This window comes from Devosia equisanguinis (assembly GCF_900631955.1).
In the GTDB taxonomy this organism is placed as follows: Bacteria; Pseudomonadota; Alphaproteobacteria; order Rhizobiales; family Devosiaceae; genus Devosia; species Devosia equisanguinis.
Map to the genome: position 1 here is coordinate 46,005 of NZ_UZWD01000028.1, position 25,167 is coordinate 71,171.

23 protein-coding genes are annotated in these 25,167 nt (G+C 63.1%); 13 read left to right on the top strand and 10 right to left on the bottom strand.

The window, feature by feature from the left end; genetic code table 11:
- Positions 1 to 169 precede the first annotated feature (169 nt).
- Both DEVEQU_RS11400 and DEVEQU_RS11405 read left to right on the top strand, forming a co-directional pair.
- Positions 170 to 589 (top strand): flavin reductase family protein, encoded by a 420-nt coding sequence (locus DEVEQU_RS11400; RefSeq protein ID WP_206437834.1) that lies wholly within the window; start codon positions 170 to 172, stop codon positions 587 to 589.
- Positions 567 to 986, top strand: a complete 420-nt coding sequence (locus DEVEQU_RS11405) for a riboflavin kinase (RefSeq protein WP_206437835.1) — start codon at positions 567 to 569, stop codon at positions 984 to 986. Before DEVEQU_RS11400 ends, DEVEQU_RS11405 begins: the two co-directional genes overlap by 23 nt.
- Positions 987 to 1,212: 226 nt before the next feature.
- On the opposite strand, the gene DEVEQU_RS11410 is transcribed toward DEVEQU_RS11405, so the two are convergent.
- Together DEVEQU_RS11410 and DEVEQU_RS11415 are read right to left on the bottom strand one after the other, a co-directional pair.
- Positions 1,213 to 1,701, bottom strand: coding sequence for a group III truncated hemoglobin (locus DEVEQU_RS11410; protein WP_126150708.1), 489 nt, complete (start codon positions 1,699 to 1,701; stop codon positions 1,213 to 1,215).
- Positions 1,688 to 2,299: a helix-turn-helix transcriptional regulator gene (locus DEVEQU_RS11415; RefSeq protein ID WP_223214192.1), complete on the bottom strand. Its 612-nt coding sequence runs from the start codon at positions 2,297 to 2,299 to the stop codon at positions 1,688 to 1,690. The genes DEVEQU_RS11410 and DEVEQU_RS11415 overlap by 14 nt, the downstream gene beginning before the upstream one ends.
- Before the next feature lie 183 nt (positions 2,300 to 2,482).
- On the opposite strand from DEVEQU_RS11415, the gene DEVEQU_RS11420 reads away from it, so the two are divergent.
- From DEVEQU_RS11420 to DEVEQU_RS11430, 3 genes are all read left to right on the top strand, one after another.
- Positions 2,483 to 3,085, top strand: coding sequence for a superoxide dismutase (locus DEVEQU_RS11420; RefSeq protein ID WP_126150710.1), 603 nt, complete (start codon positions 2,483 to 2,485; stop codon positions 3,083 to 3,085).
- A gap of 83 nt (positions 3,086 to 3,168) precedes the next feature.
- Positions 3,169 to 3,720 carry a flavin reductase family protein gene (locus DEVEQU_RS11425; protein ID WP_223214193.1) on the top strand — a complete coding sequence of 184 codons (552 nt, stop codon included), beginning with the start codon at positions 3,169 to 3,171 and terminating at the stop codon, positions 3,718 to 3,720.
- 88 nt (positions 3,721 to 3,808) lie between these two features.
- Positions 3,809 to 4,087: a DUF6894 family protein gene (locus DEVEQU_RS11430; RefSeq protein ID WP_126150711.1), complete on the top strand. Its 279-nt coding sequence runs from the start codon at positions 3,809 to 3,811 to the stop codon at positions 4,085 to 4,087.
- 8 nt (positions 4,088 to 4,095) lie between these two features.
- Here DEVEQU_RS11430 and DEVEQU_RS11435 read toward each other — a convergent pair whose 3' ends face one another.
- The 8 genes from DEVEQU_RS11435 to DEVEQU_RS11470 form a co-directional block, all read right to left on the bottom strand.
- Positions 4,096 to 8,766, bottom strand: a complete 4,671-nt coding sequence (locus tag DEVEQU_RS11435; protein WP_126150712.1) for an NAD-glutamate dehydrogenase — start codon at positions 8,764 to 8,766, stop codon at positions 4,096 to 4,098.
- Positions 8,767 to 8,985: 219 nt separating this feature from the next.
- Positions 8,986 to 9,780, bottom strand: a complete 795-nt coding sequence (locus DEVEQU_RS11440; RefSeq protein ID WP_126150713.1) for a sugar isomerase domain-containing protein — start codon at positions 9,778 to 9,780, stop codon at positions 8,986 to 8,988.
- A gap of 19 nt (positions 9,781 to 9,799) precedes the next feature.
- A complete protein-coding gene (locus tag DEVEQU_RS11445) occupies positions 9,800 to 10,549 on the bottom strand; it encodes a GntR family transcriptional regulator (RefSeq protein WP_126150714.1) in 750 nt (249 codons plus the stop codon).
- A complete protein-coding gene (locus tag DEVEQU_RS11450; protein WP_126150715.1) occupies positions 10,546 to 11,421 on the bottom strand; it encodes an ROK family protein in 876 nt (291 codons plus the stop codon). The genes DEVEQU_RS11445 and DEVEQU_RS11450 overlap by 4 nt, the downstream gene beginning before the upstream one ends.
- Positions 11,418 to 12,278, bottom strand: a complete 861-nt coding sequence (locus tag DEVEQU_RS11455; protein ID WP_126150716.1) for a carbohydrate ABC transporter permease — start codon at positions 12,276 to 12,278, stop codon at positions 11,418 to 11,420. The genes DEVEQU_RS11450 and DEVEQU_RS11455 overlap by 4 nt, the downstream gene beginning before the upstream one ends.
- Positions 12,275 to 13,168, bottom strand: coding sequence for a carbohydrate ABC transporter permease (locus DEVEQU_RS11460; RefSeq protein WP_126150717.1), 894 nt, complete (start codon positions 13,166 to 13,168; stop codon positions 12,275 to 12,277). Before DEVEQU_RS11460 ends, DEVEQU_RS11455 begins: the two co-directional genes overlap by 4 nt.
- A 66-nt stretch (positions 13,169 to 13,234) precedes the next feature.
- Entirely contained in the window at positions 13,235 to 14,527 is a 1,293-nt protein-coding gene (locus DEVEQU_RS11465) for an extracellular solute-binding protein (protein ID WP_223214194.1), read from the bottom strand.
- Between the two features lie 398 nt (positions 14,528 to 14,925).
- Positions 14,926 to 15,822, bottom strand: coding sequence for a LysR family transcriptional regulator (locus DEVEQU_RS11470; protein WP_126150719.1), 897 nt, complete (start codon positions 15,820 to 15,822; stop codon positions 14,926 to 14,928).
- 150 nt (positions 15,823 to 15,972) lie between these two features.
- Here DEVEQU_RS11470 and DEVEQU_RS11475 point away from each other — a divergent pair, with 150 nt between their 5' ends.
- From DEVEQU_RS11475 to DEVEQU_RS11510, 8 genes are all read left to right on the top strand, one after another.
- Positions 15,973 to 16,968, top strand: a complete 996-nt coding sequence (locus DEVEQU_RS11475) for a nucleoside hydrolase (RefSeq protein WP_126150720.1) — start codon at positions 15,973 to 15,975, stop codon at positions 16,966 to 16,968.
- A 12-nt stretch (positions 16,969 to 16,980) separates the two neighbouring features.
- Positions 16,981 to 18,297 (top strand): ABC transporter substrate-binding protein, encoded by a 1,317-nt coding sequence (locus DEVEQU_RS11480; protein WP_126150721.1) that lies wholly within the window; start codon positions 16,981 to 16,983, stop codon positions 18,295 to 18,297.
- Positions 18,298 to 18,346: 49 nt separating this feature from the next.
- A complete protein-coding gene (locus DEVEQU_RS11485) occupies positions 18,347 to 19,216 on the top strand; it encodes a carbohydrate ABC transporter permease (RefSeq protein WP_164550359.1) in 870 nt (289 codons plus the stop codon).
- Positions 19,213 to 20,067: a carbohydrate ABC transporter permease gene (locus DEVEQU_RS11490; protein WP_126150723.1), complete on the top strand. Its 855-nt coding sequence runs from the start codon at positions 19,213 to 19,215 to the stop codon at positions 20,065 to 20,067. Before DEVEQU_RS11485 ends, DEVEQU_RS11490 begins: the two co-directional genes overlap by 4 nt.
- A gap of 11 nt (positions 20,068 to 20,078) precedes the next feature.
- Positions 20,079 to 21,149: an ABC transporter ATP-binding protein gene (locus DEVEQU_RS11495; protein ID WP_126150724.1), complete on the top strand. Its 1,071-nt coding sequence runs from the start codon at positions 20,079 to 20,081 to the stop codon at positions 21,147 to 21,149.
- Positions 21,146 to 22,168 carry an adenosine deaminase gene (gene add, locus DEVEQU_RS11500; RefSeq protein ID WP_126150725.1) on the top strand — a complete coding sequence of 341 codons (1,023 nt, stop codon included), beginning with the start codon at positions 21,146 to 21,148 and terminating at the stop codon, positions 22,166 to 22,168. The genes DEVEQU_RS11495 and add overlap by 4 nt, the downstream gene beginning before the upstream one ends.
- A 652-nt stretch (positions 22,169 to 22,820) precedes the next feature.
- Positions 22,821 to 23,768 (top strand): class 1 fructose-bisphosphatase, encoded by a 948-nt coding sequence (locus DEVEQU_RS11505; protein ID WP_126150726.1) that lies wholly within the window; start codon positions 22,821 to 22,823, stop codon positions 23,766 to 23,768.
- Positions 23,769 to 23,877: 109 nt separating this feature from the next.
- Positions 23,878 to 25,146: an AGE family epimerase/isomerase gene (locus tag DEVEQU_RS11510; protein ID WP_126150727.1), complete on the top strand. Its 1,269-nt coding sequence runs from the start codon at positions 23,878 to 23,880 to the stop codon at positions 25,144 to 25,146.
- The last annotated feature ends 21 nt before the right edge of the window (positions 25,147 to 25,167 follow it).

A 25,167-nucleotide genomic window follows, 5' to 3' on the forward strand; every position in this document is an offset into this window, starting at 1 on the left:
GACGCGTCTCCAAGGTGATGGCCAGAGCTGATGCTTGCCACCCTTTTACAAATGGATTAGCGTCATCTCAAATAATCAAATTTGACTACAAGGGGTGGAGATGTTGGATCAAGAGGCTGCAGGGGCATTGCGCCGGGCTTTCTCGCTTTTTCCTACTGGTGTCGTCGCCATGTGCGCAGAGGACGAGGACGGGCCGGTGGGCATTGCCGTCAATTCGTTCAGTTCGGTGTCGCTGGATCCACCGCTGGTTTCGGTATGCGTGGCGCGCCAGTCCACCACCTGGCCCAGGCTAGACCGCCTGCCGCGCATCGGCCTCAGCATTCTCGCTGCCGATCAAGAACGGCTGTCGCGGCAATTGTCTTCGCGCAACGGCGACCGCTTTGCCGGCGTTTCGCTGGCCCGGGGCGAAGGCAGCGCGCTGTTCATAGACGGGGCGACGCTATGGCTCGACTGCAGCATCCATGCGCGGCTGGAGGGCGGCGACCATTTGATCATCCTCTTCGAGGTGCACAAGACCACCGTGTTCCCCAATGTCGCCCCGCTGGTCTTTCACCAGAGCCAGTATCTTGGCCTTTCCCGCGCATCCTGACTGTCACTCGATCCGTATCGACGGTGTGGTGGTGCATGGCGACAAGCGCGGCCGGGTGCTTGGGTTTCCCACCGCAAACCTGGCCGTGGACGCGGTGTCAGCGCCGCTGCCGGCGGACGGGGTTTATTGTTGCCAGGTCGATCTGGGGGACAGCGCTGGGCCGCATGGCGCCACCTGCAGCATCGGGCTCAACCCGACGTTTGGTGACGTCACCAGCACGCGTGTCGAAGTGTTCATCCATGATTTTGAGGGCGACCTCTATGGGCAGCGCCTGACGCTCCGGGTTCTGACGTGCTTGCGGGAAATGCGCCGGTTCGAGAGTGTGGCGGCGCTTATTTCGCAGACCGAGGCGGATGTGCGGAGATCACGGGCGCTGCTGGAAAGGGTTTGGCGGTAGGTGGGGCACCGCCTGGAGATGGCCGTTCGCCGGTGGGCGTTTGCTGAACCTGCAGCACCCCCACCTAACCTCCCCCTGTAGAAGGGGGAGGGAGAGCAGGCGCCGAAGCTGAAGCGCCTCTCAACGCGCTCAAAGTGAACATTCCGCTGCAAAAGGGGAGGAGCCGCGTCGTGTTTGGTGTGCGATGTCGTCAGCCACACAGGCAAGCCTCACTGCCCGGGACGGGTCATTCCGGTTTCCAGATGGGCGAGGTCTCGCGCTTGAGCGGGCCCATATGGGCAATATCCTCGCCACGGCGCATGGCGATGTTCATGCGGAAGGAATTGCCGATACGTTCGGAGCGTTCGATGAAGAGCGCTGAGATCGCGGGTGGGCAGAGCTCTTCGACCGTTTCGCGGAACAGGCGCAGCCAGCGCATGAAGTGGGCGTCGCCCAGTTCGGGAATGGCCATGTGCTTGGGCATGGGGCGGCCAGTGAAACGGCCGGTGCCGAGCAACATGGCGGACCAGAAATCGGCGATCTTGGCGAGATGAGAAGGCCATTCGGCGTCGGGGATGACGCGATTGAACACCGGGCCGACGACGTCGTCGCGGCGGGCCCTGGCATAGAATTCATCGACAACGGCGCGGATCATGGTCTCGTCGAGGCCGTCCGGCGTGTCCCAGCCGATGCGGGTGAGGCGCGTAAGTTCGGGCGGACGCTCAGGCAGAGACATGGTCGGTGGCCTTGATGGAATAGGTGCAGCGGCGGCCGCCGCTGACGATATGATCCTGTCGCTCGACGTCCACGCCAGGACCCAGAACGCTACGGAACACGTCGATTTCGGCGCGGCAGAAATTCTGGCAGGCGGTGGCGGCTGCGCAGATCGGGCAGTGATTTTCGATGAGCAAGAGCGAGCCATCGGGCTGTTCGGTCCAGGCGGCCATATAGCCTTCGGCGCTGCGCAACTCAGTCAGGGCGGCGACACGGTCCTTGAGAGTGGCGGCGTTCGCGGTGGCGGCGAGGTAGGCCCGGCGCGTGTCGGCCTCGCGCGCTGCAATGATGGCGTCGAGTGCCGCATCGCCGAGATGGCTGCGCACGATATCGAGCAATTGCACGGTAAGCGCTGCATGGGTATCGGGGAAGCGCGCCTGCGCCGCAGCGGTGAGGCTCCACACCTGGGTGGGGCGGCCAACGCCGGCGGGCACGCTTTGTGGCTCGACCAGACCCTCTTCGGCAAGGCGCACCAATTGCTGGCGCGCCGCCTCGCCCGAGGTGCCGAGCCGCTCGCCCAAAGCAGCGGCAGAGAGGCCGCCCTGCATCTTGAGCGTCATCAGCACCCGCTCGGCAGGATTGCGGGGAGACCAGGACGCATTTTCCAAGGTCGAACTTGACATATCAGCGGAAAGGGTTTTCAAAGCCATTGCTTGGAAATTAAACGCCTCGCGCCAAAAACGCAAGGCACCGGCCGGTCGACAATGTCGCAGCGGCCGGAATCGACCGAAAGGAAACCCGAAATGAGCTTTTCGCTGCCCACCCTGCCCTATTCCGTCAATGCCCTCGCCGAGCGCGGCATGAGCCAGGAAACCCTGGAGTTGCACCATGGCAAGCACCACCAGGCCTATGTGACGGCGCTTAACGGCTTCGTGGAGAAGAACCCGGACCTGCAGGGCAAGTCGCTCGAAGAGATCGTCGCTTTTGCCAAGGACAAGGCGGATCTGGCCCCGGTTTTCAACAATGCCGGCCAGCATTGGAACCACATTCACTTCTGGCAGGCGCTGTCGCCGAAGGGCGGCGCGCTGCCGGGCAAGCTCGAAGCCAAGATCGTCGAGGATTTCGGCTCGGTCGACGCCTTCAAGGAGAGCTTCAAGACTGCCGCCACCACCCAGTTTGGGTCGGGCTGGGCCTGGCTGGTGCTCGGCACAGATGGCAAGCTCAAGACCACCAAGACCCCGAACGGCTCCAATCCGCTGGCCACGGGCGAAGGCAAGCCGCTGCTCGGGCTCGATGTGTGGGAGCACTCATACTATGTCGATTTCCGCAATCGTCGCCCGGACTATGTGAGCAACTTCCTCGACAAGCTGGCCAATTACGAGTTCGCCGAAGCCAATCTCGGCTGATCTTGTTCCTGACCCGACAGTTCCGGTCTTGCCCCGCGCGGGGCAAGACCAAACTTCGTTTGCACCGATAGCGACTCTGCGCGATGACTACGCTCATGCCCGAATTCGACCTGCCCGACACCATGGCGCTCCGCCCGCTTCGCCGCCCCACCGTCAGCGATGCCGAGTTTCGCGCGGCCATGTCGGGCATGGCATCGACGGTGCATGTGGTGACGGCGCGGCGCGGCGATGAGCGCGTGGGGCGCACGATGACCTCGGTGATGTCACTGTCGGCGCACCCGCCGGCGCTGCTGATCTCGGTGGATATCGTCAGCCGGCTGGCCGATCTCATCGCGCGCACTGGCGGGTTTTCGCTGGCCATGCTGGCGAGCGACCAGACGGCGGTGGCCGATGCCTTTGCCGGCAAGGTGGCGGCCGAACACCGGTTCACGCATGGGCAATGGGGCCAGTGGCCTTCGGGCCAGCCAATGCTGCTTGGCGCGGCGACGGCGCTGGATTGCGAAGTGATCGGGGCGATGGAAACAGGCACGCATGTGCTGTTTGCCGGCGCCATCATCGAGGCCGAGACTGCAACCGAGCGGCAGCCGCTTATGTGGCACCGGCATGGCTATCACCAGCCCGGCGGGCTCGACTGACCCGGCACAAGGTGCAAGACTGCGACCGACTCGGCCCGATGCAACGGCCTCAGCCGCGTTGCGTTCTCCCGCTCATCTGGAGAGGATCTTGCCCCGCTACTTCTTTCACTACCGCACCGACAAGGAACTGATCCGCGACCCGGATGGCAGCGAACATGCCAATCTGGAGGCCGCCGAGCAGAATGCCGCCGAAATCGGCCGCGCCATCATCGACCGCGTCGCGGGCGAAGGCGGGGAAATGGACCTTCCGCGCTCCATCGAGATCACCGACGCCTCCGGGCGCGAACTGCTTTACGTGGTGTTCTGGGCCGGACCGAAAATCGGGTCGGGCCCGGCAACGCCGGTGGAGCCGGCGCTGCTGCATTAGGCCGGTTCTCACATCTCCCGCGCCAGATCGGCGAGAAGGCCGGCGGCGACGCTGAGGCGGGAGACGGTGACGCCGCCCAAGGTGAGATCCCGGACTGCCGCCACAGTGCGATCGACGGCGACAGCGCGTTGCGTGCGGAAGGCGTCGAGGGAGCCTGAGGCGAGCACGTCTGCCGTGACGTCGCGCAAGGCACGCATGATATTGGCCAGCGCCCGGTCCAGCGCCATGCGGTCGAAACGGTCTTCCAGCACGATGGCGCGGCCATCTTCGATGATGCGGAAGAGATCGAAGAGATCGGCGGCGGCGAAATAGGCGGTGGCGGCGGTTTCGATATCGACGCCGCTGCGCTCGGCAACCAACACGATATCGCTGGCATGGCCGAGCAATGGCAATTCGGAGATAGCTGTGGCCAGCATTTCCGGGACGCCGTGGGTGGTGAGACCGCGGGTACGGGCGTCAAGGGCCTGGCGTTGCGCTTCCGGCAGGAGATCGGTGGCCAGGCGCAGGCGCTCGACACCGCTCCGGTAGCGGCTGACGAGGCCGGCAACGTCGCTGGCGATATCGGTATTGCGGAGGAACCAGAGCACTTCCTGGCGCAGGAGCGCCGCGACCTGGCCATAGAGCGCCAGTTGCACCCCACCGGGGACGACACCATCCAGCGCATCGATGCCGGCATTGAGATCGGTCAGGCCGTAGATATCACGCACCGCGGCGAAGGCCAGGGCGACTTCGCCGGCGCTGGCGCTGGTGGCGGCCATCAACTCGGCGACGAAAGCGGGACCGCCGCGATTGATCATGGCATTGGCGAGGACCGTGGCAATGACTTCGCGGCGCAGGCGATGGGTCTGCACGGCATCGGGATAGGTTCGGTTGAGCGTGGGCGGGAAATAGCGCGGCAGTTCGCCCGCGAGATAATCGTCGTCGATGGCGGTGCCGGCGAGCAGGTCGGCGTAGAGATTGAGCTTGGCATAGGCGAGCAGCACCGCCAATTCCGGCCGGCTGAGGGCCTTGCCCTCGGCGGCGCGCTGGGTGAGCACGGCGTCGCTGGGCAGGAATTCCACGGCGCGATCAAGGTGGCCGTCGGCTTCGAGCCCATCCATCAACAGGCGCTGGCCGGGCAGCGCCGAGAGGCCCTGCCGTTCGGTGAGCGAGAGCGCGAGGGTCTGAAGGTAATTGTTGCGCAGGCAGAGCGCGGCAACCTCGTCGGTCATGGCGGCGAGGAAGGTGTTGCGCGCCGCCTGGTCCAACTGGCCCGAGGCGAGGATGGGCGCCAGGGCGATCTTGATATTGACCTCAAGGTCGGAGGAGTTGACGCCGGCGGAATTATCGATGGCATCGGTATTGATGCGTCCGCCGCCCAGGGCGTAGGCGATGCGGCCGCGCTGGGTGACGCCGAGATTGGCGCCCTCGCCCACCACGCGGGCACGGAGCTGGTCGGCGGTGACGCGAATGGCGTCATTGGCACGGTCGCCGACGGCGGCGTCATCCTCACCGGATGCCTTGATGTAGGTGCCGATGCCGCCGAACCAGAGAAGGTCGACGGACGCGGAGAGAATGGCGCGCATGATTTCGGCCGGGGTGGCTGCGGGGGCGTCGAGGCTGAGGAGCGCCTGAACTTCGGGCGACAGAGGGATCGACTTGGCGGCACGGGAGAAGACGCCACCGCCTTGGGAAATCAGCGCCTTGTCGTAGTCCTGCCAGCTGGAGCGCGGCAGTGCGAAAAGGCGTTGGCGCTCGGCAAAGCTGGTGATGGCGTCCGGATTGGGGTCGATGAAGATGTCGCGGTGATCGAAGGCGGCGACGAGACGGATTTCGCGCGACAGCAGCATGCCATTGCCGAAGACGTCGCCGCTCATGTCGCCAACACCGGCCACGGTGAAGGCTTCTGCCTGGATATCGCGATTGACCTCGCGGAAGTGGCGCTTGACCGCTTCCCAGGCACCACGGGCGGTGATGCCCATTTTCTTGTGGTCATAGCCGGCTGAGCCGCCGGAGGCGAAGGCATCGCCGAGCCAGAAATTGCGGCTGACGGCAATGGCGTTGGCGGTGTCGGAGAACTGTGCGGTGCCCTTGTCGGCGGCTACCACGAGATAGGGATCGTCGCCATCGCGGCGGATTGTCGAAAGCGGCGGCACCACGGCGCCATCGACGAGATTGTCGGTGATATCGAGCAGGGCCACGATGAAAATGCGGTAGCTTTCGGTGCCTTCCGCCATGAAGGCGTCACGCGACATGCCGGAGGTGAGGCGCTTGGGCACGAAGCCGCCCTTGGCGCCGACCGGCACGATGACAGCATTCTTGACCTGCTGCGCCTTGACCAGTCCCAGCACTTCGGTGCGGAAATCCTCCGGCCGATCGGACCAGCGCAGGCCGCCGCGGGCAATGGCACCGAAGCGCAGATGGATGCCCTCGACGCGGGGTGAATAGACATAGATTTCACGATAGGGACGCGGGGCGGCCATGCCTTCGACGCGGTGGCTGTCGAACTTGATGGCCAGGGCCGGCCGGTGCTCGCCGGCTTCATCGCGCTGCCAGGCATTGGTGCGCAGGCTCGCTTCCACCAGATTATGGAAGCGACGGATGATGGTGTCTTCGTCGAGCGAGGACATGGCGTCGAGCTGGGCGGCGATTTCGGCGCGGGCGGCCTCGGCTGAGGCTTCGCCATCCGGCTGTGCCGGATCGTGGAGGGCGGCGAAGAGAGTGCAAAGGGCCTTTGCCGCAGTGTTCTGGTTGACGAGGACCTGGGCGATGTAGCGCTGGGAATAGGATGTGCCGACCTGGCGCAGATAGCGCGACAGGGCGCGCAGCAGGGCAGCGTCGACCCAGTCGAGCTCGGCTTCGGTGACCAGCGTATTGAGCTGGTCGCTCTCCGCGGCGCCGGACCACACGGCCATCAGCCCGGCTTCGATGGCGGGACCACGAGCGGCAACGTCGAGGGCGCGGCCGCTGGCCGGCTCAAGCACCATGTCATGGAGATAGAGGGGAATGCCATCTCGCGGCACGATCGTATAGGTGCGCTCGTCGATGACGCGGAAGCCAAAATGCTCGAGCATGGGCACGCGGTCGGTAAGCGGAATGGCGGTGGCGCGGTGGTAGAATTTCAGCCCGAGCGCCCCTTCCGCTCCGGCGCGCTGGCGCAGGCGGATGGCGACATCGCCATCGGGCAGAGCACGGAAAACGGCGATGTCAGCCAGGGCATCCTCGATGGTGCTGCGTGACTGGTAGGCGGCCGAAAAGGCCTGGCGGAAATCGCTGATGGCGCCAGGATCGGGCGCAGCGACCACGAGCCGGTCCCAGAAATCGCGCAGCATGGCCTCGACGCCGCTTTCCAGCGCCTGACGGGTGGGCTGCGGCGTGCTGCCGCCGACCCGGCCGATAATGACGTGCAGCCGCACCAGTTCACCCTCGGGAAAGTGCGGATAAAAGGCGGAAACGCGCCCGTCATAGGCCTGCGCAAGGAACTGGGTGATGCGGGCGCGGATGGCGCCGTCATAGCGGTCGCGCGGCACATAGACGAGGACGGAAACGAAATTGTCGAAGCGATCGATGCGCGGCAGGACGCGGACGCGGGGGCGATCATAGAGCGCGGCGATGGCCTCGGCAAATTCGGCCAGCTGAGCAATGTCGATCTGAAAGAGTTCGTCGCGCGGATGGGCATCGAGAGCGCCGAGCAGAGTGCGTCCGGCATGGCCGAGCGGATCGACGCCGGAACGGCGCATGACCTCGGCGATCTTGCGGCGGATCAGGGGCACATCGGTATGTGGCGTTGACAGGGCCTGGGCGGTAAACAGGCCCACGATCCGCAGCTCGCCTGATGCCTGGCCGCGCTCGTCGAAGAGTTTTACGCCGACATAGTCCATGTGCACGCGGCGGTGGACGCGGGCCCGCAGATTGGCCTTGGTGACCAGAACCGGTTCCTGGCCTTTGACGAAGTCGACCAGTTGCGGGGTGCTGTCGACATAGTCGGGACCGCTGCGCACCACCTTGAGCGCTGCATCGCGCATGATGCCGAGGCCGGTGCCGTCCACCGGTTCGAGCGCGTCGCCCACCAGCCGATATTCGCGCAGGCCGAGAAAGGTGAAATTGTGCTCGGTGAGCCATTCGAGGAAGCGCTGCCCCTCATCGCGCAATGCCGGTTTGGCGGGGGCGAGCCCGCCCATGGCCTTCAGCACGCGCTCCAGCATCGGCTGCCAGTCGCGCACAGCCTGCCGCACGTCGTCGAGCGTGCGGCGCAGTTCGGCAATCAGGGCATCGCTGTCGGCAACGGGGTCGCTATGGATGTGCAGGACGCTGACCGCAGCGCCGGTGTCGCCCATGACCTTACCCCCGGCAACGCGCACCACCGGATGGGCGAAGAGCCGCACCGCTCCACCCATAGCCCGGAGCGCCGCAAGGGCGCTGTCGACGATGAAGGGCATGTCGGGGCAGATGATGTCGAGAATGAGCGGATCGCCCAGCTTTTGCGGCGGGGTCGCCTCGATGCGGGTGCTATCGAGGGAACCGGCGAGAAGACGCTCATGGGCATGCCCGAAGGCCGCCATCAGTACCGCCATATCGGCGCGCGCGAGATCGTCGGGATCGGCGGCACGGATGGCCTCGACCAGGAAACGGGAGAGGCTGGCATTGTCGCCGGCATGCTCCATCGCCCGATCCAGCAAAGACTCGACGCGCCCGTCCATAGTGCCCTCCCCTGACTCGCCCAAGCACCTTAGGCGGTTAACCCCGCCCTGTCTCTGGTCCCTTGGTCACAGGGGGCATGCAAGGCTGGCGATTAAGGGGGAGAGGAAGACGACCATTGGGAACGGCGTCGCGACCTCCTAAAAATGCATAAAGCGGACCAGCAGGCGATAGAGACGGCGGCAAGGCAATCGCGCACCGTCCCTTCACCCCGGTTACTGTCAGCCTTCATTGGCCATGGTTTTTTTGAACTGGGCCAAGTGCCTGGACTGAGCGTCGATCATCTTCTCCCGATACTGACCGTAGATGATGTCGGTGTCATGCAGCGTCACACCGGGGATGGTCGGCGAGGCGAAAACCGGCAGCTCAATGCCTTTTTCCGCCAGCTTCTGGGCGGTGCGCGATACCAGTTCGTGCATCATGATCATTGCAAGCACGGTCGAGGAGCCCGAAACCGGGCGGCTCCAGCCCTCGATCGGAACGATGGCATCTTCGACCGGTGCGCCGGTATCGACGACGATGTCGGCCGCATGCGGCAGGCGTTTTCCGGAGCTATGTGTCGCCGGCTTGCTGGCATTGGACTTCGCCGTGATGGCGATCACGGTGAGACCGCGTTCCTTGGCGTAGAGGGCGGTATCGATGCCCGAGGCATTGCTGCCCGAATGGCCGAAAATGACAATGGTATCACCGGGATTGAGCGGCTGATGATCGAGGAACTTCTCAGCGTATTTCTCTGTGCGTTCGAGCCAGAGCAATTCGCGCACACCGCCGGCCCCCAGAATGTTGTGCCACATGACGCGCGGGTCGGTCAGCGGATTGAAGCCGAGATAGGAGCCATAGCGCGGGTAGGTTTCCTGCACCGGCAACACTGAATGGCCCGAGCCATAGAGATGCACGAGGCCGCCATTGGCGAGGGTTTCGCTCATGGCCTTGGAGGCAGCTTCGAATGCGGCTTCGTTTTCGCCGGCGGTCTTTTCGGCGATTGCCGCGAGCTTGGAAATGAAGAGAGTGGACATCGGGTCTGGCCTTTCAAAACTAGACGTAGAGGGTTGAGCGAATTTCGTAGCGGTCGGCCCGCATGGTGGAGACCGCGAATTCGAAGGGGCTGCGCTGGTCGAAAGTGATGCGTTCGACTTCGAAGGCGGGTGTGCCGACAGGCAGTTCGAGATCGGCGGCATCTCCCGATGCAACTGCCCCGACGCGGTAGACTTCCTTGGCCTTGACCGGTACAATGCCGGCATTGTCCTTGAGCCAGCGATAGAGCGAGCCGATCTCTGACGCGGCTTCGAAAAGCCCGGGCGCGCGCGCGGCCGGCAAATGGGTTGTCTGGATGCCGATGGGATCGCCATTTCCGAGTCGCAAGCGCCGCAACTGCACCACCATCTCACCCTCGGGAATCTCGAGCGCCCGGGCAATCTCCCCCGTAGCGGCAATGGTATAGGCCGCCAGAAGGCGGGTTCCCGGCGACAGGGCGAGGGACTGCATCTCGTCGGTGAAGCTGGTGAGCCCACGTACACCAGCCACCATGGTAGCTGAGCGCACGAAGGTGCCGCGGCCGTGCTCGCGCCGCAGCATACCTGCTTCCTCGAGATTTCGCAGCGCGTGGCGCAGGGTGATGCGGGAAATGCCGAGCATCTCGCAGAGCCGGTCTTCATTGGGGATCTGCAACCCTGCGCCCCATTCTCCCTGGTCGATAAGATCGCGCAGCGCCATCTCGGCCTGATGCCAGAGCGGCTCAGGCCTGCGACGGTCAGGCCGCACCAGGCCCGTAGGTTCGTCGCTCATGCTGTCCTCCTCCAGCTTGCGCCAAGCGCGCCTGCAAAGGCGGCTCCGACGAGCCCCGCCTTCGACCCGTGCACAGCCGGCACTATTCGGACACCCCGCAAATGGGGCGGTATGCACCGGTCCACGTGTCGGCGCAGCATCGGGCCGATGACGTCGAACGCATCCGCCACCCCGCCCGCAATGATTATTGCTGACGGGTCGAGCAGCGCCACCGCCGCTGCGATTGCGGTGCCAAGAGCATGCATGGGACGCTCAAGCGCCGCCGCTGCCTCGGCCTTGCCGGCACGTGCTGCTCCAATGAGTGCCTTGCCGTCAGTGAGCCCGAGCCGAGCAGCAGCCCGGTCAAGAGTGCGCCCCGCCGCCTGCCGTTCGAGCCAACCGCTCGTATTCTCACCAGCGTCGTCCAGCGCCGCCGTAGCCCAGCCGAAAGAACAGGCGCCGCCGCCCTGGCCAGAGATGATCGTGCCCGAGGCCAGCACGGCGGACCCGATACCCGTGCCAATAGCCAAAAGCACGGCATCTTTCATGTCACGTCCTGCTCCGGTGTGCATCTCAGCAAGCAGGCTGAGCTGTGCATCATTGCCCAGGCCGACCGTCACATCCGGGAACGCCACCTCCAGGTCGAGCCCGTCGAGATAGGAGAGGTTGGGAACCCACCGGCATATGCTGCCCTGTGCCAGACCGGGAATGCCGAGGCCCAGCCGGCTCGCCTCATGCGCTTTGAGGCGCTGCGCCACGAGGCCCACGAAGTCCTCTCGGCTCGGAGGCGCCGGCACATCGTCAACCAGCTTGACTGCTGCGGGATCGGCACTTTGGGCAAAGCCGATGCGACAGCGGGTGCCACCAAGGTCTATGGCAAGGATGGCGCTCATCCCTTCACTCCCGTGGCAACTATGGAGTCGACGAAAAAGCGCTGCAGGAACACAAAGAGCACGACCGGCGGCAGCACCGCCAGCGTCGCCCCCGCCATGACGAGGCCGGTATTCATAGCGCCTCGATTGTAGCTGAGAAGCCGGCTCAGCGAGATGACGATCGGATACTGGTCGGTGTTGCCCTGTAAAACCGTCAACGGCCAGAGATAGCTGTTCCAGTGATAGACGAAGGCAAAGAGCGTCAGCGCCGCAATAGCCGGCAACACGGTAGGCGCCACGATTTTGAAGAGAATGGTGAGCTCGGACGCCCCATCCACCCGAGCCGCGTCGATCAGGTCGTCCGGAACGCCCTTGATGTATTGACGCATTAGAAAGATGCCGAAGGCGTTGGCGAGATTGGGAACGACAACGCCGAACAGGCTGGCATTGAGACCGAGATAGCCGGTGATGCGGTAGAGCGGGATCAGTGTCACGATGGGCGGCAAGAACATGGTGCCGATGAGCGCTGCGAAGAGCCAATCGCGACCCTTGAAGCGGTATTTGGCAAAGGCGTAGCCCGCCATGAGACTGGTGATCACGATTGCGGTGGTGGTCACCAGAGCGATGAAGAAGGAATTGAGGAACGAGCGACCCAGTCCGACCACATCGGCAACTTGGGAATAGGCATCGAGATTGGGCGAACCGGGCCACCAGACCGGAGGCACCTGCATGCTCTCCTGGGGGGTCTTCAGGCTCGATAGCACCATCCAGGCAAGCGGGAAGGCCGCGATCACCGCAATGGCGATGATAACAAGGGTAAGGGCACCCTCCTGCCAGGTCCGTGCATGGCGTCGATAGAACTGCGCGCCACCGATCATCGTTGTTCTCCCCGATCTCGCAACAATGCGAACAACAGCACGATGACCACGATCAGTGAGAGCATGAGCGTTACCGCCATGGCAGAGCCCAACCCACCCTGGGCGCGCTCGATGCCAACGCGGCGGATATGATAGGTCAGCACATTCGTGGAATTGACCGGCCCGCCCTGAGTAATCAGCGCCACCGGCTCAAAGACCTGAACTGCATTGATGACGGCGATGACGGCCGAGAACAGCAAGGTGTTGCGCAGGAGCGGCAGGGTTATCCGCCAGAACTGCACCCAGGCGGAGGCACCATCAACCTTTGCGGCTTCATATAACGAGGGCGGGATCTGAGTCAGTCCGGCTACCGCCAGAACTGTGAAGTAACCCACCTGCTGCCAAACATTGAGGATGACGATCGAAACCAACGCGGTATTGGGCGCGGAGAGCCAGGTCTGCGGCGGAATGCCGACCCAGCCCAGCATCTGGTTGATCGGCCCCTCTGTTGGCGAATAAAGCTTGGACCAAACGAGCGCCACGGCGATCATGGGCACCATATAGGTCGAGAACAATACCGTTCGCAGCAGGATGCCGCCAGGCGCAAAGGTCTGATGCACCAGAAGCCCAAGCAGCACCGAAAGCGGCAGGATCAGCGCCACCGAAAGACCGGTATAGATGCCCGTATTGATGAAGGCGGCGCGAAAGTCGCGACCGATCGAGGTGGGACCCAGCAGATCGGCAAAGTTGGCAATGCCGACAAAGCGCGCCGTGTCAAAACCGGTTTGTGTCGACCATTGCGTGAAGGACAGCCCAATGGTCAGCACCATGGGCACGAACACGAATAGCGCGATAAGCCCGGTGGCAGGTGCAAGCATGCCTATGGTCGAGCGACGGTAGCGGCCAATCATTGGGGGGCTCTATCGTGAGGGAGACTGGGTGGAGTCAGGGCCCCACCCGTCTCTGGAGAGTGCGAACTACTGCGCGTTGCGCGCCAGGATTTCAGTAGCGTCGGATTGTGCATTGGCCTGGGCTTCAGCAGCGGTCAGCTGTCCGAATTGCATGGCCTCGAGGGTCTGCTGCAGCGCCTCCGAAAATTCCTGACCGCCCAAAACCACCGGGAACGGCTTGGCATCAGCCAAGGTCTCGGTATAGCCGGAAAGGAAAGGATCGCTGGCCAACCGGTCACCAAAAGCGGTCACGTCCGAGGTGCGTGAAGGCAGGATGCCCATGGACATCAGGATGTCGCCCATGGCCGAGGCGCCGTTCTCGCCGGAATCCGGGCCATTCAGCCAGGAAAGGAATTTCCAGGCGGTTTCCTGCTCCTCAGCGCTGGCCTGCGCGTTCACAACGGTCATCCAGGAATAGGAGATCGAACGGGCGGTGTCACCCGAGGGACCAACCGGAATGGGCGCGGTGGCGATATCGGCAAAGGCATCGCCCATGCCGGCCTTGAGAGCGGATTCCCACCAGTTGGCCATGATGATCATGCCGGTCTTGCCGGAAACGAAGTTGTCGAGGAATGGGCCGGTGGTATTGGCGTCGGCCGTGGCCATGGCCGGATCGGAGTAGCCCGAGGTTATGAGCTTCTCATAGAGGTCGAATGTCTGTTTGGCCGCTTCGCTGTCGAGTACCGGCTTGCCATCCACGATAAGATCGCCGCCGTTGGAAACAAGCAGGGAGGCGAAGGGGTGTAACACGCCTGCGGCCCAGGAGTTGATCAGGCCAAATCCCTGCTGGCCCTTGGACTTGTCCGTGAGCTTCTCGGCTGCGGCCAGGAACTCTTCCCAGGTCGCCGGCGGTGCCGTGATACCGGCTTCATCGAACAGGCGCTTGTTATAGTTGAGCGCATAGACGTCGATCTCGTTGGGAATGCCGTAGAGTGAACCGCCCACCGAGGCCGCGCTGACCACGCCGGCCGGCCAGTTTGCCTTGGTGTCGGCGGCAATATCGTCGCCTGCCGGGCTTACCAGCTTGTCGCGCGCCAGGTCCGGGAGCCAGGCATCGTAAATGCCCGCGATGGTCGCCCCGCCCGCGCCGCCGCCAGAGGTGCGTAGCGTGGTCAGCAGGTCACCGAACGGCACCGCCCGCACTGTAACGGTATCGCCGGGGTTGGCTGCCTCATATTTTTCGATGGCTGCGTCGAGCAGCGCCACTGTGTCGGGCCCCCAGTGAGTCAAAAAAGAAATCTCGGCAGCCTGAGAAACCGCTGCACTCGACATCATGAGCGTCGCTGCAAAAGCGAAGCGCCAACCGTTGCGTAAGTTCACGACCATTCTCCCATCCTTAAGCCGCGGCTTCTCCAACCCGCAGCGCCACTAGAGTGTTATGACGTTATAACGACTGTCAAGCGGCTATTCGCTTACTGGTACCTGCCGGCGCCGTGCCTTGGCCAACAGGTGAGATCATACCAGCAGACGCCAAAGGGACGGAGCGGCGTCAAAGACGCTTTCCCGGATCGCTTTGCTCATTCGGGCGAAACAACACAGGTCTTAAATGTTCGCTGACCGGGGACCTCAGGATCATGCTGCACAAAGCCGACTGAGACGGTATTTTACGCGGATTGAAGGAGCCTGCTACCGAAACGAAAACGGCTGGGAAGGAACACGTTCCCGGACGACAATGGTTGGCCGCGATTGCCTTGCGCAGCGCCATCCACTCTGCGGGACTACGCGGCAGAGCGATCCTCAAATTTAAGACCCCGCGCCATCTCCGTCTCGAACCACCGCCGAACAGTTTGCATCATCCTATTGGAGCGATCTTCCCGCCAGGCCAGGAACCAGTAGCCCGACCGTTTGGCCATGCCGAGTGGGGCAACAAGGCGATTTTGCTCGAGTGCGTCCCAGACAGCAGGCCCCGGACCGATTGCTACCCCCTGCCCTGCTTCTGCCGCCTGCACGCTGAAAGAGAGGCTGTCATACCAGACACAATCGCGCGGCGGCAGCACCACGCCCGCCTCCCGGGCCCAATTGGTCCACATGTCCGGTGGCCAGCGAATATCGAGGCGCGGCAGGGTCCACATCGCCTCGGAGTCGATGCGCCGGCCTGGGGCGATCATTGGGCTGAGCACGGGCCCGAAGGTTTCCGGCGCCACCGGCGCGACCACCATGCCAGGAATATCGAGCAGCTTGCCGACACCCACGTAAAGATCGATGGAGCGATCGGCCGGGTTGATCTCGCGCGTCCAGGTGGTGATCCGCACCGACACTCCGCCCAGCGCTTTCTCAAGGCTTTGCAGGCGCGGCACCAACCAGCGCAGCAGGAACGTATCCGGCGCCGTCAGCATGATGGTGGATTGATCATGCAGCGCCTTGAGGTGCTCGGTGCCGCGATTGATCGAGGCCAGCGCCTCGGTGAGCGTGGCGGCGAAGGTGGCGGCCGCCGGGGTGAGACGCAGCGAACGATTACCGCGCTCAAACAAGGGCACGCCCAGCTCATCTTCAAGATTTTTGATATGGCGGCTCACCGCTCCATCGGAGACGTGCAACTCCTCGGCAGCGCGTCGAATGCTGCCGAGACGCGCAGCGACCTCGAATGCGCGCATGGCATTGAGCAGGTGCAGCATGGTTTGCCTCAGGAAAAGTCAATCGAAAGGTAAAATAGTCTGCTGTTGCACTTCTGTCATCTGCCCTAGCGTCAACCGAACTTTTGGAGGGAGTTACAGCGGAGGTCAGGGTTTCTGGTCACTGCGGAATTACCTCAGCAAAACTAGGTCATGGAAGAGTCTGCCGCTGTGAGTGTCACCCACCGTATCATCATCGATTGCGATCCCGGCCATGACGACATGGCGGCCATCCTGCTGGCCGCATGGCATCCTTCGATCCAGCTCGAAGCCATTACCACCGTGTGCGGCAATGCGCCTTTGAGCCATACGACCAATAATGCGCTGCGCATCGTCGATGCGTTCGGGCTCAATGTGCCGGTTTATGCTGGCGCCGAAGCGCCGCTGCTGCACCGCTACGCCTTTCCGGCCGAATTCCACGGGCCCAGCGGGCTCGATAGCGCCGGCGAAGATCTGCCGCCCGCCAGCAGTGCGGCCCAGAGGCAGCATGCTGTCGAGGCCATTATCGAACGGGTCGAGGCGGCACCGGGGGAAATCACCCTGGTGGTGATCGGGCCAATGACCAATCTGGCGCTGGCCCTGGCGCTGCGACCGAGCCTGGCCCAGACGATCAAGCAAGTGGTGTTCATGGGTGGTTCGGCCACCGAGGGCAATGTCACCGCGGCGGCCGAATTCAATATCTGGGCCGATGCCGAGGCGGCGCGGATGGTGTTCCGCTCCGGCGTCAAGCTGGTGATGTTCGGGCTCAATGCCACGCACCAAACGCTGATGCGGCGCCAAGACGTGGCGGCGATCCGCGCGGCGCGGGCCGGCAGCAATCCGGTGGCCGACATCATGGATTTCTACTGCGGCACCTATTACAATTTTGCCGGCGCCGACAAACCCGGCGCGCCCATGCACGATCCCTGCGCCATTGCCTGGCTGATCGACCCCACCATCTTCGAGCTTGTGGAGCGCCCGGGCGAAGTGCTGGTCGGCGCCGATGGCGGCTATGGGCAGACGCTGATCGACATGCGGCCGCAGGATGCGGCGCATGATACGCGCATCAAGAATCTCGCCGTGGCCGTGAAGGCCGATGCGCAACGCTTTGCCGCGCTGGTGACCCAGGCTCTGAGCTGGGCTGCCGGCCGCATGACCTCAACACGATAAAGGGTGCCCCAGATGAAGATTATCCAGTTCGCCATCGCTGCCGGCCTTGCGGCCAGCCTGCTCGCCGGCACCGCGCTGGCCCAGGACAAGACGCTCAACATGATCGTCATCGAAGGTGGCGACACCACCGCGATGCAGGCCGTGGTCGATGCCTACAAGGCCGATCATCCCGGGGTCACCATCAACCTGCAGGCTTATCCGTTCGCCCAGTTCTTCCAGGTCGCCGAACTGCGCCTGCGCTCGGCCGATGCCGGGATCGACCTAGTCTATGTCGATGCACCGCTGCTGGCCAGCTACGCCTCGCGCGGGTTCCTTGCGCCCATCGATGCCGGGATTGACACCAGCAAGCTAGTGCCCGGTGCGCTGGCCGCCGGCCAGTATGAAAGCACCCAATATGCGCTGCCGATCAACAATTCGGCGCAGGTGCTGTATTTCAACAAGGCCCTGTTCGAGGCCGCCGGCATTACCCCGCCCGCCGGGCTGACCAAGGGCGAGAGCGCCACCCAGGCCGAGGTCGACACGCTGGCCTCCAGCGAGCGCTGGACCTGGGAACAGGTGGCCGATGCCGCGCGCAAGCTGACGGTGTCCGAGGGTGGCCGGACCACCACCTATGGCTTTACCGTCGAGCAGTTCGGTGAGCTCTACCAGCTGCAGCCGTTCGGCGAGTCGCTGGGCAGCCCAGTGATCGGGCCGGACGGCTACACCGCCAAGGGCTATCTCGATAGCGAGGCATGGACCAAGGGCGCGACCTTCTGGAGCAATCTCTACAATGAATGGGCGGTGAGCCCGAAGAGCCTGGGCTATGGCGAGGCCGCCTCGCTGTTCGGCAATGGCCAGCTGGCCATGTTCGCCGGCGGCACCTGGAACCTGCCAATCCTGGGCGCCACCGATATCGACTTCGGCGTCGCCCCCTATCCCTATTTCGAGGGCGGCTCGGTGGTCACCCCCACCGGTTCCTGGTATGTCGGCGTCAATGCCGCCTCGGCCAACCAGGTCGAAGCCATGGATTTTGCCAGCTATCTGACCACCAGCGATGCCGGTACCAAGGCCTGGTTCGACAGCCTGCAGCAGCTGCCCACCTATACGCCGCTGCTCGACACCATCAGCACCTCGCCCGATTACGACGCCTTCCCGCAGAACGTCTTCCGCCTGGGCGTCTATGACTCGCTGAACACCGCCGTGGCTCGTCCGGTGACGGCGGCCTATGGGCAGCTGCAGGACGCGTTCCGCACCGCGTTTGTCGATATCGCCAATGGCGTGCCGGTTGCCGATGCGCTGTCCAGCGCCGTACAAAAGTTCGAGGCCGCCGCCTCGCGCGTGGCGCAGTAGCAATCAGCGGGCGCCCGACCTCCCGCGGGCGCCCCTGGAGGAAACGACAATGTCCCGATCGCGCAGTCCAGTTCTGCTCATTGCGGCCCTGCTGGCGCCAGCGCTGATCGGGCTTGTCGTTTTCCGACTTTATCCGGTGGCCCTGGCCGCCAGCGACAGCCTGTTCAACATGGTGCGCGGCCAGCAGGTTTTTGTCGGGCTGGACAATTATGTCTCGCTGCTGACCGACCGGACGTTCTGGAAATCCATGCAGGTGACCTTCTGGTTCAACCTGCTGATCAACCCCATCCAGATCGCCCTCGCCCTGGGGCTGGCGCTGCTCTATGTGCAGAATTTCAAGGGGGTCACGCTTTATCGCGTGCTGTTTCTTATCCCCATCGGGGTGTCGCTGCCCACCGCCGTGATCATCTGGCGCATCATGCTCAGCCAGGACGGGCTGGTGAACGGGCTGATCGGCATTGCCGGCGCACCGGCGCAGCCCTGGCTCACTTCGGAAAGCCTGGCGCTCTATTCGATCATTGCCATCGCCACCTGGAAGGGCATTTCCTACTGGATGATCTTCATCATCGGGGGGCTGCAGACCATTGCACCCGAAATCTACGACGCGGCGCGCATTGACGGGGTCAAATCCTGGCAGAGGCTGATTTTCATCACCATTCCACTGCTGCGCCCGACGCTGCTCTTCGTGCTGGTGGCCGACGTGACCATCAATTTCCTGCTGTTCGCGCCGATCTTCATGCTGACCCAAGGCGGGCCCGCCGACAGCACGAATGTGCTGATGTACGAGGCCTACAAGTCCGGCTTCATCTTCGGAGACATGGGGCGGGCCATGGCCATCATCGTGGTGGTGGTCGCCATTCTCCTTGTCATCGTGGGGCTGCAGTTCCGGCTGCTGTCGAACCGGGAGGCCCGCTCATGAGCGCGCGCGACATAGCGCCTAAAAGGGCGCTGGGCCTGGGGCTCAAGCACCTGGCCTATCTGGTCATCGCCTTCATCTTCGTGCTGCCGCTCTGGTGGGCCGTGGTCTCATCGCTGCGGCCCAATAGCGCCGTGTTTGCCGATATCTTTCCGTTCACACCGCAGGCGCTGCTGCCGAGCCCACTGACTTTCGAAGCCTATACTGGGGTGTTCGAGCGCGGCTTCGGGCAGATCATCGCCAACACCATGCTGGTGGCGCTAGTGACCATGGTCGCCGGCCTCCTCGTCAACGGGGCGGCAGGCTTTGCCTTCGCCATGTTCGAGTTCAAGGGAAAGAAGGTGATCCTCTCGGCTGTGATCATCAGCTTCATGCTGCCGTTCGAGGCCATTGCCCTGCCGCTTTATACGGTGACCCAGCAATTGGGGTGGCTCGACAATATCGCGGCGCTGATCGTGCCCAGCGTCGCCAATGGGCTGGCCGTGTTCCTGTTCTACCAGTTCTTCAGCCAGGTGCCGAAGGACTATGCCGAGGCGGCACGCCTCGACGGTGTCAGCTGGCTCAACATTCTCATGCGCATCTATGTGCCGTTGTCGCTGCCTACTTGCATCAGTGCGGCGCTACTGCTGTTCATCTTCCAGTGGGAGGCCTTTCTGTGGCCGCTACTGGCCATGCCCAGCCAGCAGTTCAAAGTCATCCAGGTCGGCATGGCCGCCTTTCAGCAACAATATCAGACCATCTGGAACCAATTGTTTGCGGTTTCGGTGATTACCGCCCTCATTCCAATCGCCTTGCTGATGCCCCTGCAGCGCTACTACGTGCAGGGCCTGGCGGGCGCCGGGATCAAGGGCTGAAGGAGCCAAGCATGGCAGGTCTTGCCCTTTCAAACGTGCAGAAGGCCTTCGGGCAAACCCAGATCATCCACGGGGTCGACCTCGATATCGCCGATGGCGAATTCGTGGTGTTTGTCGGCCCTTCGGGCTGCGGAAAATCGACGCTGTTGCGGATGATTGCCGGGCTCGAAAGCGTCACCGATGGCAAGATCGCCATTGGCAGTCGCGATGTTACCGATGTGGATCCCTCCGAGCGTGGCGTCGCCATGGTGTTCCAGTCCTACGCGCTTTATCCGCATATGAGCGTGCGCGACAATATCGGCTTCGGGCTCAGGATGAACGGTGTGCCGCGGCTGGAGGTGGACCGGAAGGTGGCCGATGCCGCCGCCGCTCTGCATCTGACCGATTTGCTCGACCGTAAACCCAAGCAACTCTCCGGCGGGCAGCGCCAGCGCGTCGCGATCGGCAGAGCCATCGTGCGTCAGCCGGACGTCTTTCTTTTCGACGAGCCGCTGTCCAATCTCGACGCCGAATTGCGGGTGCAGATGCGGCTCGAAATCGCTCGACTGCATGCCGAGCTGGGCGCGACCATGATCTACGTGACCCACGATCAGGTCGAGGCCATGACCCTTGCCGACAAGATCGTGGTGCTGCGCGCCGGGCGGGTGGAGCAGGCAGGAACGCCGCTATCGCTCTATGACGATCCGGCAAACCTGTTCGTCGCCGGTTTCATCGGTTCGCCGCGCATGAATTTCCTGCGCGCGGCGCCGGACGTCGATGGCACGATCCGCCTCCCCGATCATGGCAATGTCCCCGTGCCTCTGACGCTCGCTGCGGCGCCACAGCCCGCCCAAAAACTGCTGCTCGGCATTCGCCCGGAGCATTTTGCGCCGAACCAGGATGTACGGCTTAGCCTCAAGGTTGATCTCGTCGAGCACCTTGGCGGGGCATCCTACGCCTATGTCGGCTCGGGCAGTGCCTATCCTCTGACGATCGAAATGCGCGACGCTCGCGATGTCGGCCGTGGCACTGTTCTCGAGACCAGCTTCGACTCCAGGCGTGCATTTCTGTTTGACGCGACGACCGGCGAGCGCGTGCGATGAGCGAGGCCAAGACCACATCCGTCGCTGATCTGCCCAAGGTCGAGCTCCATCTCCACCTCGATTGCTCGATGAGCTTTGAAGCCGTTGCCGCTCTCGTGCCCGGGATGACGCGGGAGCGGTACCGCTCCGAATTTCTTGCCCCTAAAAAATGCGCCAACCTCGTCGACTATTTCCGCTATCTCGCCGCGCCGCTGGCCTTTTTGCAGACCGGGTACGCCCTGCGTGTCGCCACCATGGACCTCATGCGTCAGCTGGCCGAAGACAACGTCATTTACGCCGAAATTCGTTTCGCTCCGCACCTTCATCAGCGTGAGGGCCTTCGCAGCGATGAAGTTGTCGAAATCGTCCTCGCGGCCCTCGACGAGGGCAAGACCCTCTACCCCATCGAAGCCCGGCTCATCCTTTGCACCCTTCGCCCCGATGACACTGCGCAGGGCTTTGACATTCTGGCTCTCGCGGAAAAATACGCGGCACGGGGCGTGGGCGGCATCGACCTTGCCGGTGACGAGGCCGGTTATGGACTGGCCGAACATATCCCGGTGTTCCGCCGCGCCGCCGACAGAGGCGTCAATGTCACGGCCCATGCAGGTGAAGCTGCGGGCGCCGAGAGCGTGGCAGAAGTGGTCGCCAAGCTGGGTGTTCGGCGCATCGGCCACGGTGTGCGCAGTATAGAGGATCCCGCCGTCATCGACCTTCTCCTCGAGCATGGCGTGCACCTTGAGGTCTGCCCCTCGTGCAATATCCAGATCGACGTCTTCCGGACCTACGCTGACCACCCAGTCGACCGGCTGCGCAAGTCCGGCATCCCACTCTCCATCAATACTGACGCTCGCGGTCCGACGGATTTGACGCTTCGGCAAGAGTATCAAAGGCTCGACGCGGTTTTTGGGTGGACGACGCGCGAGTTTGTCGCGGCAAACCTCAACGCCATCAACGCAAGCTTCCTTGCGGAATCCTTACGGACCAAATTTTCCAATGCCTTGATTGAGTTCGTCAGCGCGAGCGAAACGACGCCTTAGCCGAACCTCGAGCGAGTGATCTTGCCCTTTTCGAGGTGCCGCCCAGACCGCGGCGGCCGTCGATGTAAGGCTGGTGGCGAATGACGGCCATAGGCAATCCAGACGGGTGCGTGCTCTACAGACGATCGTCGTGCTGCATCGGTTTACGTCGCCCTTTGCGGTGGCGGGTGTTCTGCCGACTTCCTCCCCCCCGTCGGCATCACCACGGAAGGCCTGACTTGCGCCATGCGGTTGGGGACAAGTCGCTTGTCGAGACACTGCCGCTTTGGGGAGCGCATGCTTTTTCAGGGAGGCGCGATTGATAAAATGGGCATGAGTTTTCGGTGCAGCCATTTTGGCGAGCAAAGCGTTTCCTCGGCCACCAAGGGCAAGAATGTTTACCCCTTGTTAAACTCGATTGATCTGGTAGTGTTTGTATCGACATCATTCCGGGGGCATGCATGCCGAAGGTTTCTCAGCTTGTGTCTTATGCGGCCCTGGTCGCTGCCATGGTTCTGACCTTGGCCATCACCGTCCATTTCGGCGCCTTTTAAGGCCTGCGCCCGATCGCACCGCGCCAGCGGCCAGACGCCCGGCGCGCCATGCTAACCGAAAGTCTGCCTTGTCTGATAGGTGCGGTTGGGGACAGTGGGGCATCGAAAGGATGCTCCTCATGACCACTCTGCTTGACTGGCTGCGCGCCCAAACCGACGACGCCGATCTCGGCAGCGTCATTGTTTCCATGGCCGCATCGGGTGTGGAAATCGCCTCGGTGCTGCGTCAGGCGGCAATCAAGGGTCAGATCGGGGTGGTCGGCGCGGTCAATGTGCAGGGCGAGGCGCAAAAGGCGCTCGACGTCATCTCAAACGACATTGTTTTGAATCAGTTAGGGCAAAATCCTGCCGTGGGGATTCTGATCTCGGAAGAGATGGATGAAGCGGTTGAGATGGCGAATCAAGGCCGGTTCATCGTCGCCACCGACCCGCTGGACGGGTCTTCGAACCTCGACGTAAACGTCACCGTGGGCACGATTTTTTCGGTGCTCGGCGTGGCTGGCGGCTTGCTGCAGCCGGGACGGGCGCAACTGGCGGCGGGCTATATCGCCTATGGCCCGGCGATCAATCTGGTGCTGCGCATTTCGGGCGATGTGGCGGTGTTCACACTCGATGATGCGGACCAATGGGTTCTCACCCAAGCCAAGGCCAGCGTGCCGGACAGCACAGCCGAATATGCCATCAACACGGCGCGCGACCGGTTCTGGGACGCGGCGACCACTGGCTATGTGCGCGAGAACGTCGCGGGAGAAACGGGGCCCGCCGGCAAGCGTTACAATATGCGCTGGGTGGGATCGATGGTGGCCGATGTTCATCGCATCCTGATGCGTGGCGGCATTTTCCTCTATCCGCTCGACAGCGAGACCCGCGCCAAGGGCGGCAGGCTGCGGCTGCTCTATGAAGCCAATCCGATGGCCTGGCTGATCGAGGGCGCGGGTGGACGCGCGACCACCGGGCGGGAGAGCCTGCTGGAGGTGGTGCCCACCGGCATTCATCAGCGCATTCCGGTCATTCTCGGCTCGTCTGAAGAGGTCAAGCGGGTGGAGGCCTGGTACGCGCGGGGATAACGGCCTCGACACAAGCATCGCGGCCAACGCGAAAATTGCAACGTTGCCGGGGTTTGGGTAGAAGGCTCGGGAGATTAGTGCCGGGCCGCATGGCCGGATGGGAGCCCCGATGAGCGACGCCAAATTTTCCCTGCCCAAGACCAATGCCGGCGCCTGGCAGATCCGGCCGTTTCATCGGCAGTATCTGATGGAGCAGGCCAATCGGCTGTTCGATTTCTTCGAGGCGGCCTCGATCAACCCCAAGGGCGGGTTCTACGAACTCAGCGACGATGGCGAGCCGCTGAATCCGGACAATGCGGTGCGGCAGATCCATGTCACCACCCGCATGATCCATTGCGCCGTCATCGGCAGCCTGCTGGGGCGGCCCGGATCGGACGAGATCGTCGATCATGGCATGCGCTATCTGTGGGAAAAGCACCGCGACCAGCGCCATGGCGGCTATGTGTGGTCGCTGGATGACGGCAATTATGTCGATGCCAGCAAGCAGGCCTATGGCCATGCCTTCGTGCTGCTGGCCGGCGCCAGCGCCAAGCTGGTGGGCCATCCACTGGCCGACCAGTTGATCGCTGACGTAACCGAGGTGATCGACACCCGCTTCTGGGACAAGAAGATCGGCGCAGTGCGCGAGGAATTCGGCAATGACTGGAGCCAGGTGAGCACCTATCGCGGCCAGAACTCCAACATGCATCTGACCGAGGCGCTGATGGCCGCGTTCGAAGCCACCGGCAAGGAGGAGTATATCAAGAAGGCAACCAAGATTGCCGACCTGATCATCCGCCGCAACGCGGTCAAGCTCGAGCATCGCGTCGCCGAGCATTTTCACGAGGACTGGAGCCTCGACAAGGACTTTGTGGGCTCGGAAATGTTCCGCCCATCGGGCACGACGCCGGGCCATGCGCTGGAATGGTCGCGCCTCCTGTTCCAGCTTTTTGTGCTCGGGCACAAGGAGCATGGCTGGATGACCGAGGCCGCACGCGGCCTGTTCCGCAACGCCGTCGACCTGTGCTGGGACAAGGTGCATGGCGGCTTCTTCTATACGCTCGACTGGAACAACCAGCCGATTATGCGGGAAAAGCTCTGGTGGCCCGTGGCCGAGGCGATCGGGGCCGCTGCCTATATCGGCGCCTATGACCACGACGAATATTTCCAGCACTGGTATCGCAAGCTCTGGGATTTTGCCGAGAATCACGTGATCGACCATGTGCGCGGCGGCTGGATCAGCGAACTCAAGGAAGACCTAACGCCGACCTCGCGGCTCTTCGTGGGCAAGCCGGACATCTATCATGCCCTGCAGGCCTGCCTGATCCCGCTCTATCCCGCCAATGGCAGCCTGACGCGCTCGATCATCACCACAGATCACGGCGGACCGGGCTACTAAGCGCTCCTCGCCGACAACCTT

Bases quoted from the DNA above. Each gene is read 5' to 3' on its own strand.
- DEVEQU_RS11460 (WP_126150717.1), bottom strand. From the start codon at position 13,168: ATGATTGGCCGCTACCGTCGCTCGACCATAGGCATGCTTGCACCTGCC.
- DEVEQU_RS11410 (WP_126150708.1), bottom strand. From the start codon at position 1,701: ATGTCTCTGCCTGAGCGTCCGCCCGAACTTACGCGCCTCACCCGCATC.
- DEVEQU_RS11425 (WP_223214193.1), top strand. From the start codon at position 3,169: ATGACTACGCTCATGCCCGAATTCGACCTGCCCGACACCATGGCGCTC.
- DEVEQU_RS11505 (WP_126150726.1), top strand. From the start codon at position 22,821: ATGACCACTCTGCTTGACTGGCTGCGCGCCCAAACCGACGACGCCGAT.
- add (WP_126150725.1), top strand. From the start codon at position 21,146: ATGAGCGAGGCCAAGACCACATCCGTCGCTGATCTGCCCAAGGTCGAG.
- DEVEQU_RS11435 (WP_126150712.1), bottom strand. From the start codon at position 8,766: ATGGACGGGCGCGTCGAGTCTTTGCTGGATCGGGCGATGGAGCATGCC.
- DEVEQU_RS11455 (WP_126150716.1), bottom strand. From the start codon at position 12,278: ATGATCGGTGGCGCGCAGTTCTATCGACGCCATGCACGGACCTGGCAG.
- DEVEQU_RS11470 (WP_126150719.1), bottom strand. From the start codon at position 15,822: ATGCTGCACCTGCTCAATGCCATGCGCGCATTCGAGGTCGCTGCGCGT.
- DEVEQU_RS11440 (WP_126150713.1), bottom strand. From the start codon at position 9,780: ATGTCCACTCTCTTCATTTCCAAGCTCGCGGCAATCGCCGAAAAGACC.
- DEVEQU_RS11445 (WP_126150714.1), bottom strand. From the start codon at position 10,549: ATGAGCGACGAACCTACGGGCCTGGTGCGGCCTGACCGTCGCAGGCCT.
- DEVEQU_RS11490 (WP_126150723.1), top strand. From the start codon at position 19,213: ATGAGCGCGCGCGACATAGCGCCTAAAAGGGCGCTGGGCCTGGGGCTC.
- DEVEQU_RS11495 (WP_126150724.1), top strand. From the start codon at position 20,079: ATGGCAGGTCTTGCCCTTTCAAACGTGCAGAAGGCCTTCGGGCAAACC.
- DEVEQU_RS11475 (WP_126150720.1), top strand. From the start codon at position 15,973: ATGGAAGAGTCTGCCGCTGTGAGTGTCACCCACCGTATCATCATCGAT.
- DEVEQU_RS11400 (WP_206437834.1), top strand. From the start codon at position 170: ATGTGCGCAGAGGACGAGGACGGGCCGGTGGGCATTGCCGTCAATTCG.
- DEVEQU_RS11480 (WP_126150721.1), top strand. From the start codon at position 16,981: ATGAAGATTATCCAGTTCGCCATCGCTGCCGGCCTTGCGGCCAGCCTG.
- DEVEQU_RS11415 (WP_223214192.1), bottom strand. From the start codon at position 2,299: ATGACGCTCAAGATGCAGGGCGGCCTCTCTGCCGCTGCTTTGGGCGAG.
- DEVEQU_RS11450 (WP_126150715.1), bottom strand. From the start codon at position 11,421: ATGAGCGCCATCCTTGCCATAGACCTTGGTGGCACCCGCTGTCGCATC.
- DEVEQU_RS11420 (WP_126150710.1), top strand. From the start codon at position 2,483: ATGAGCTTTTCGCTGCCCACCCTGCCCTATTCCGTCAATGCCCTCGCC.
- DEVEQU_RS11485 (WP_164550359.1), top strand. From the start codon at position 18,347: ATGTCCCGATCGCGCAGTCCAGTTCTGCTCATTGCGGCCCTGCTGGCG.
- DEVEQU_RS11510 (WP_126150727.1), top strand. From the start codon at position 23,878: ATGAGCGACGCCAAATTTTCCCTGCCCAAGACCAATGCCGGCGCCTGG.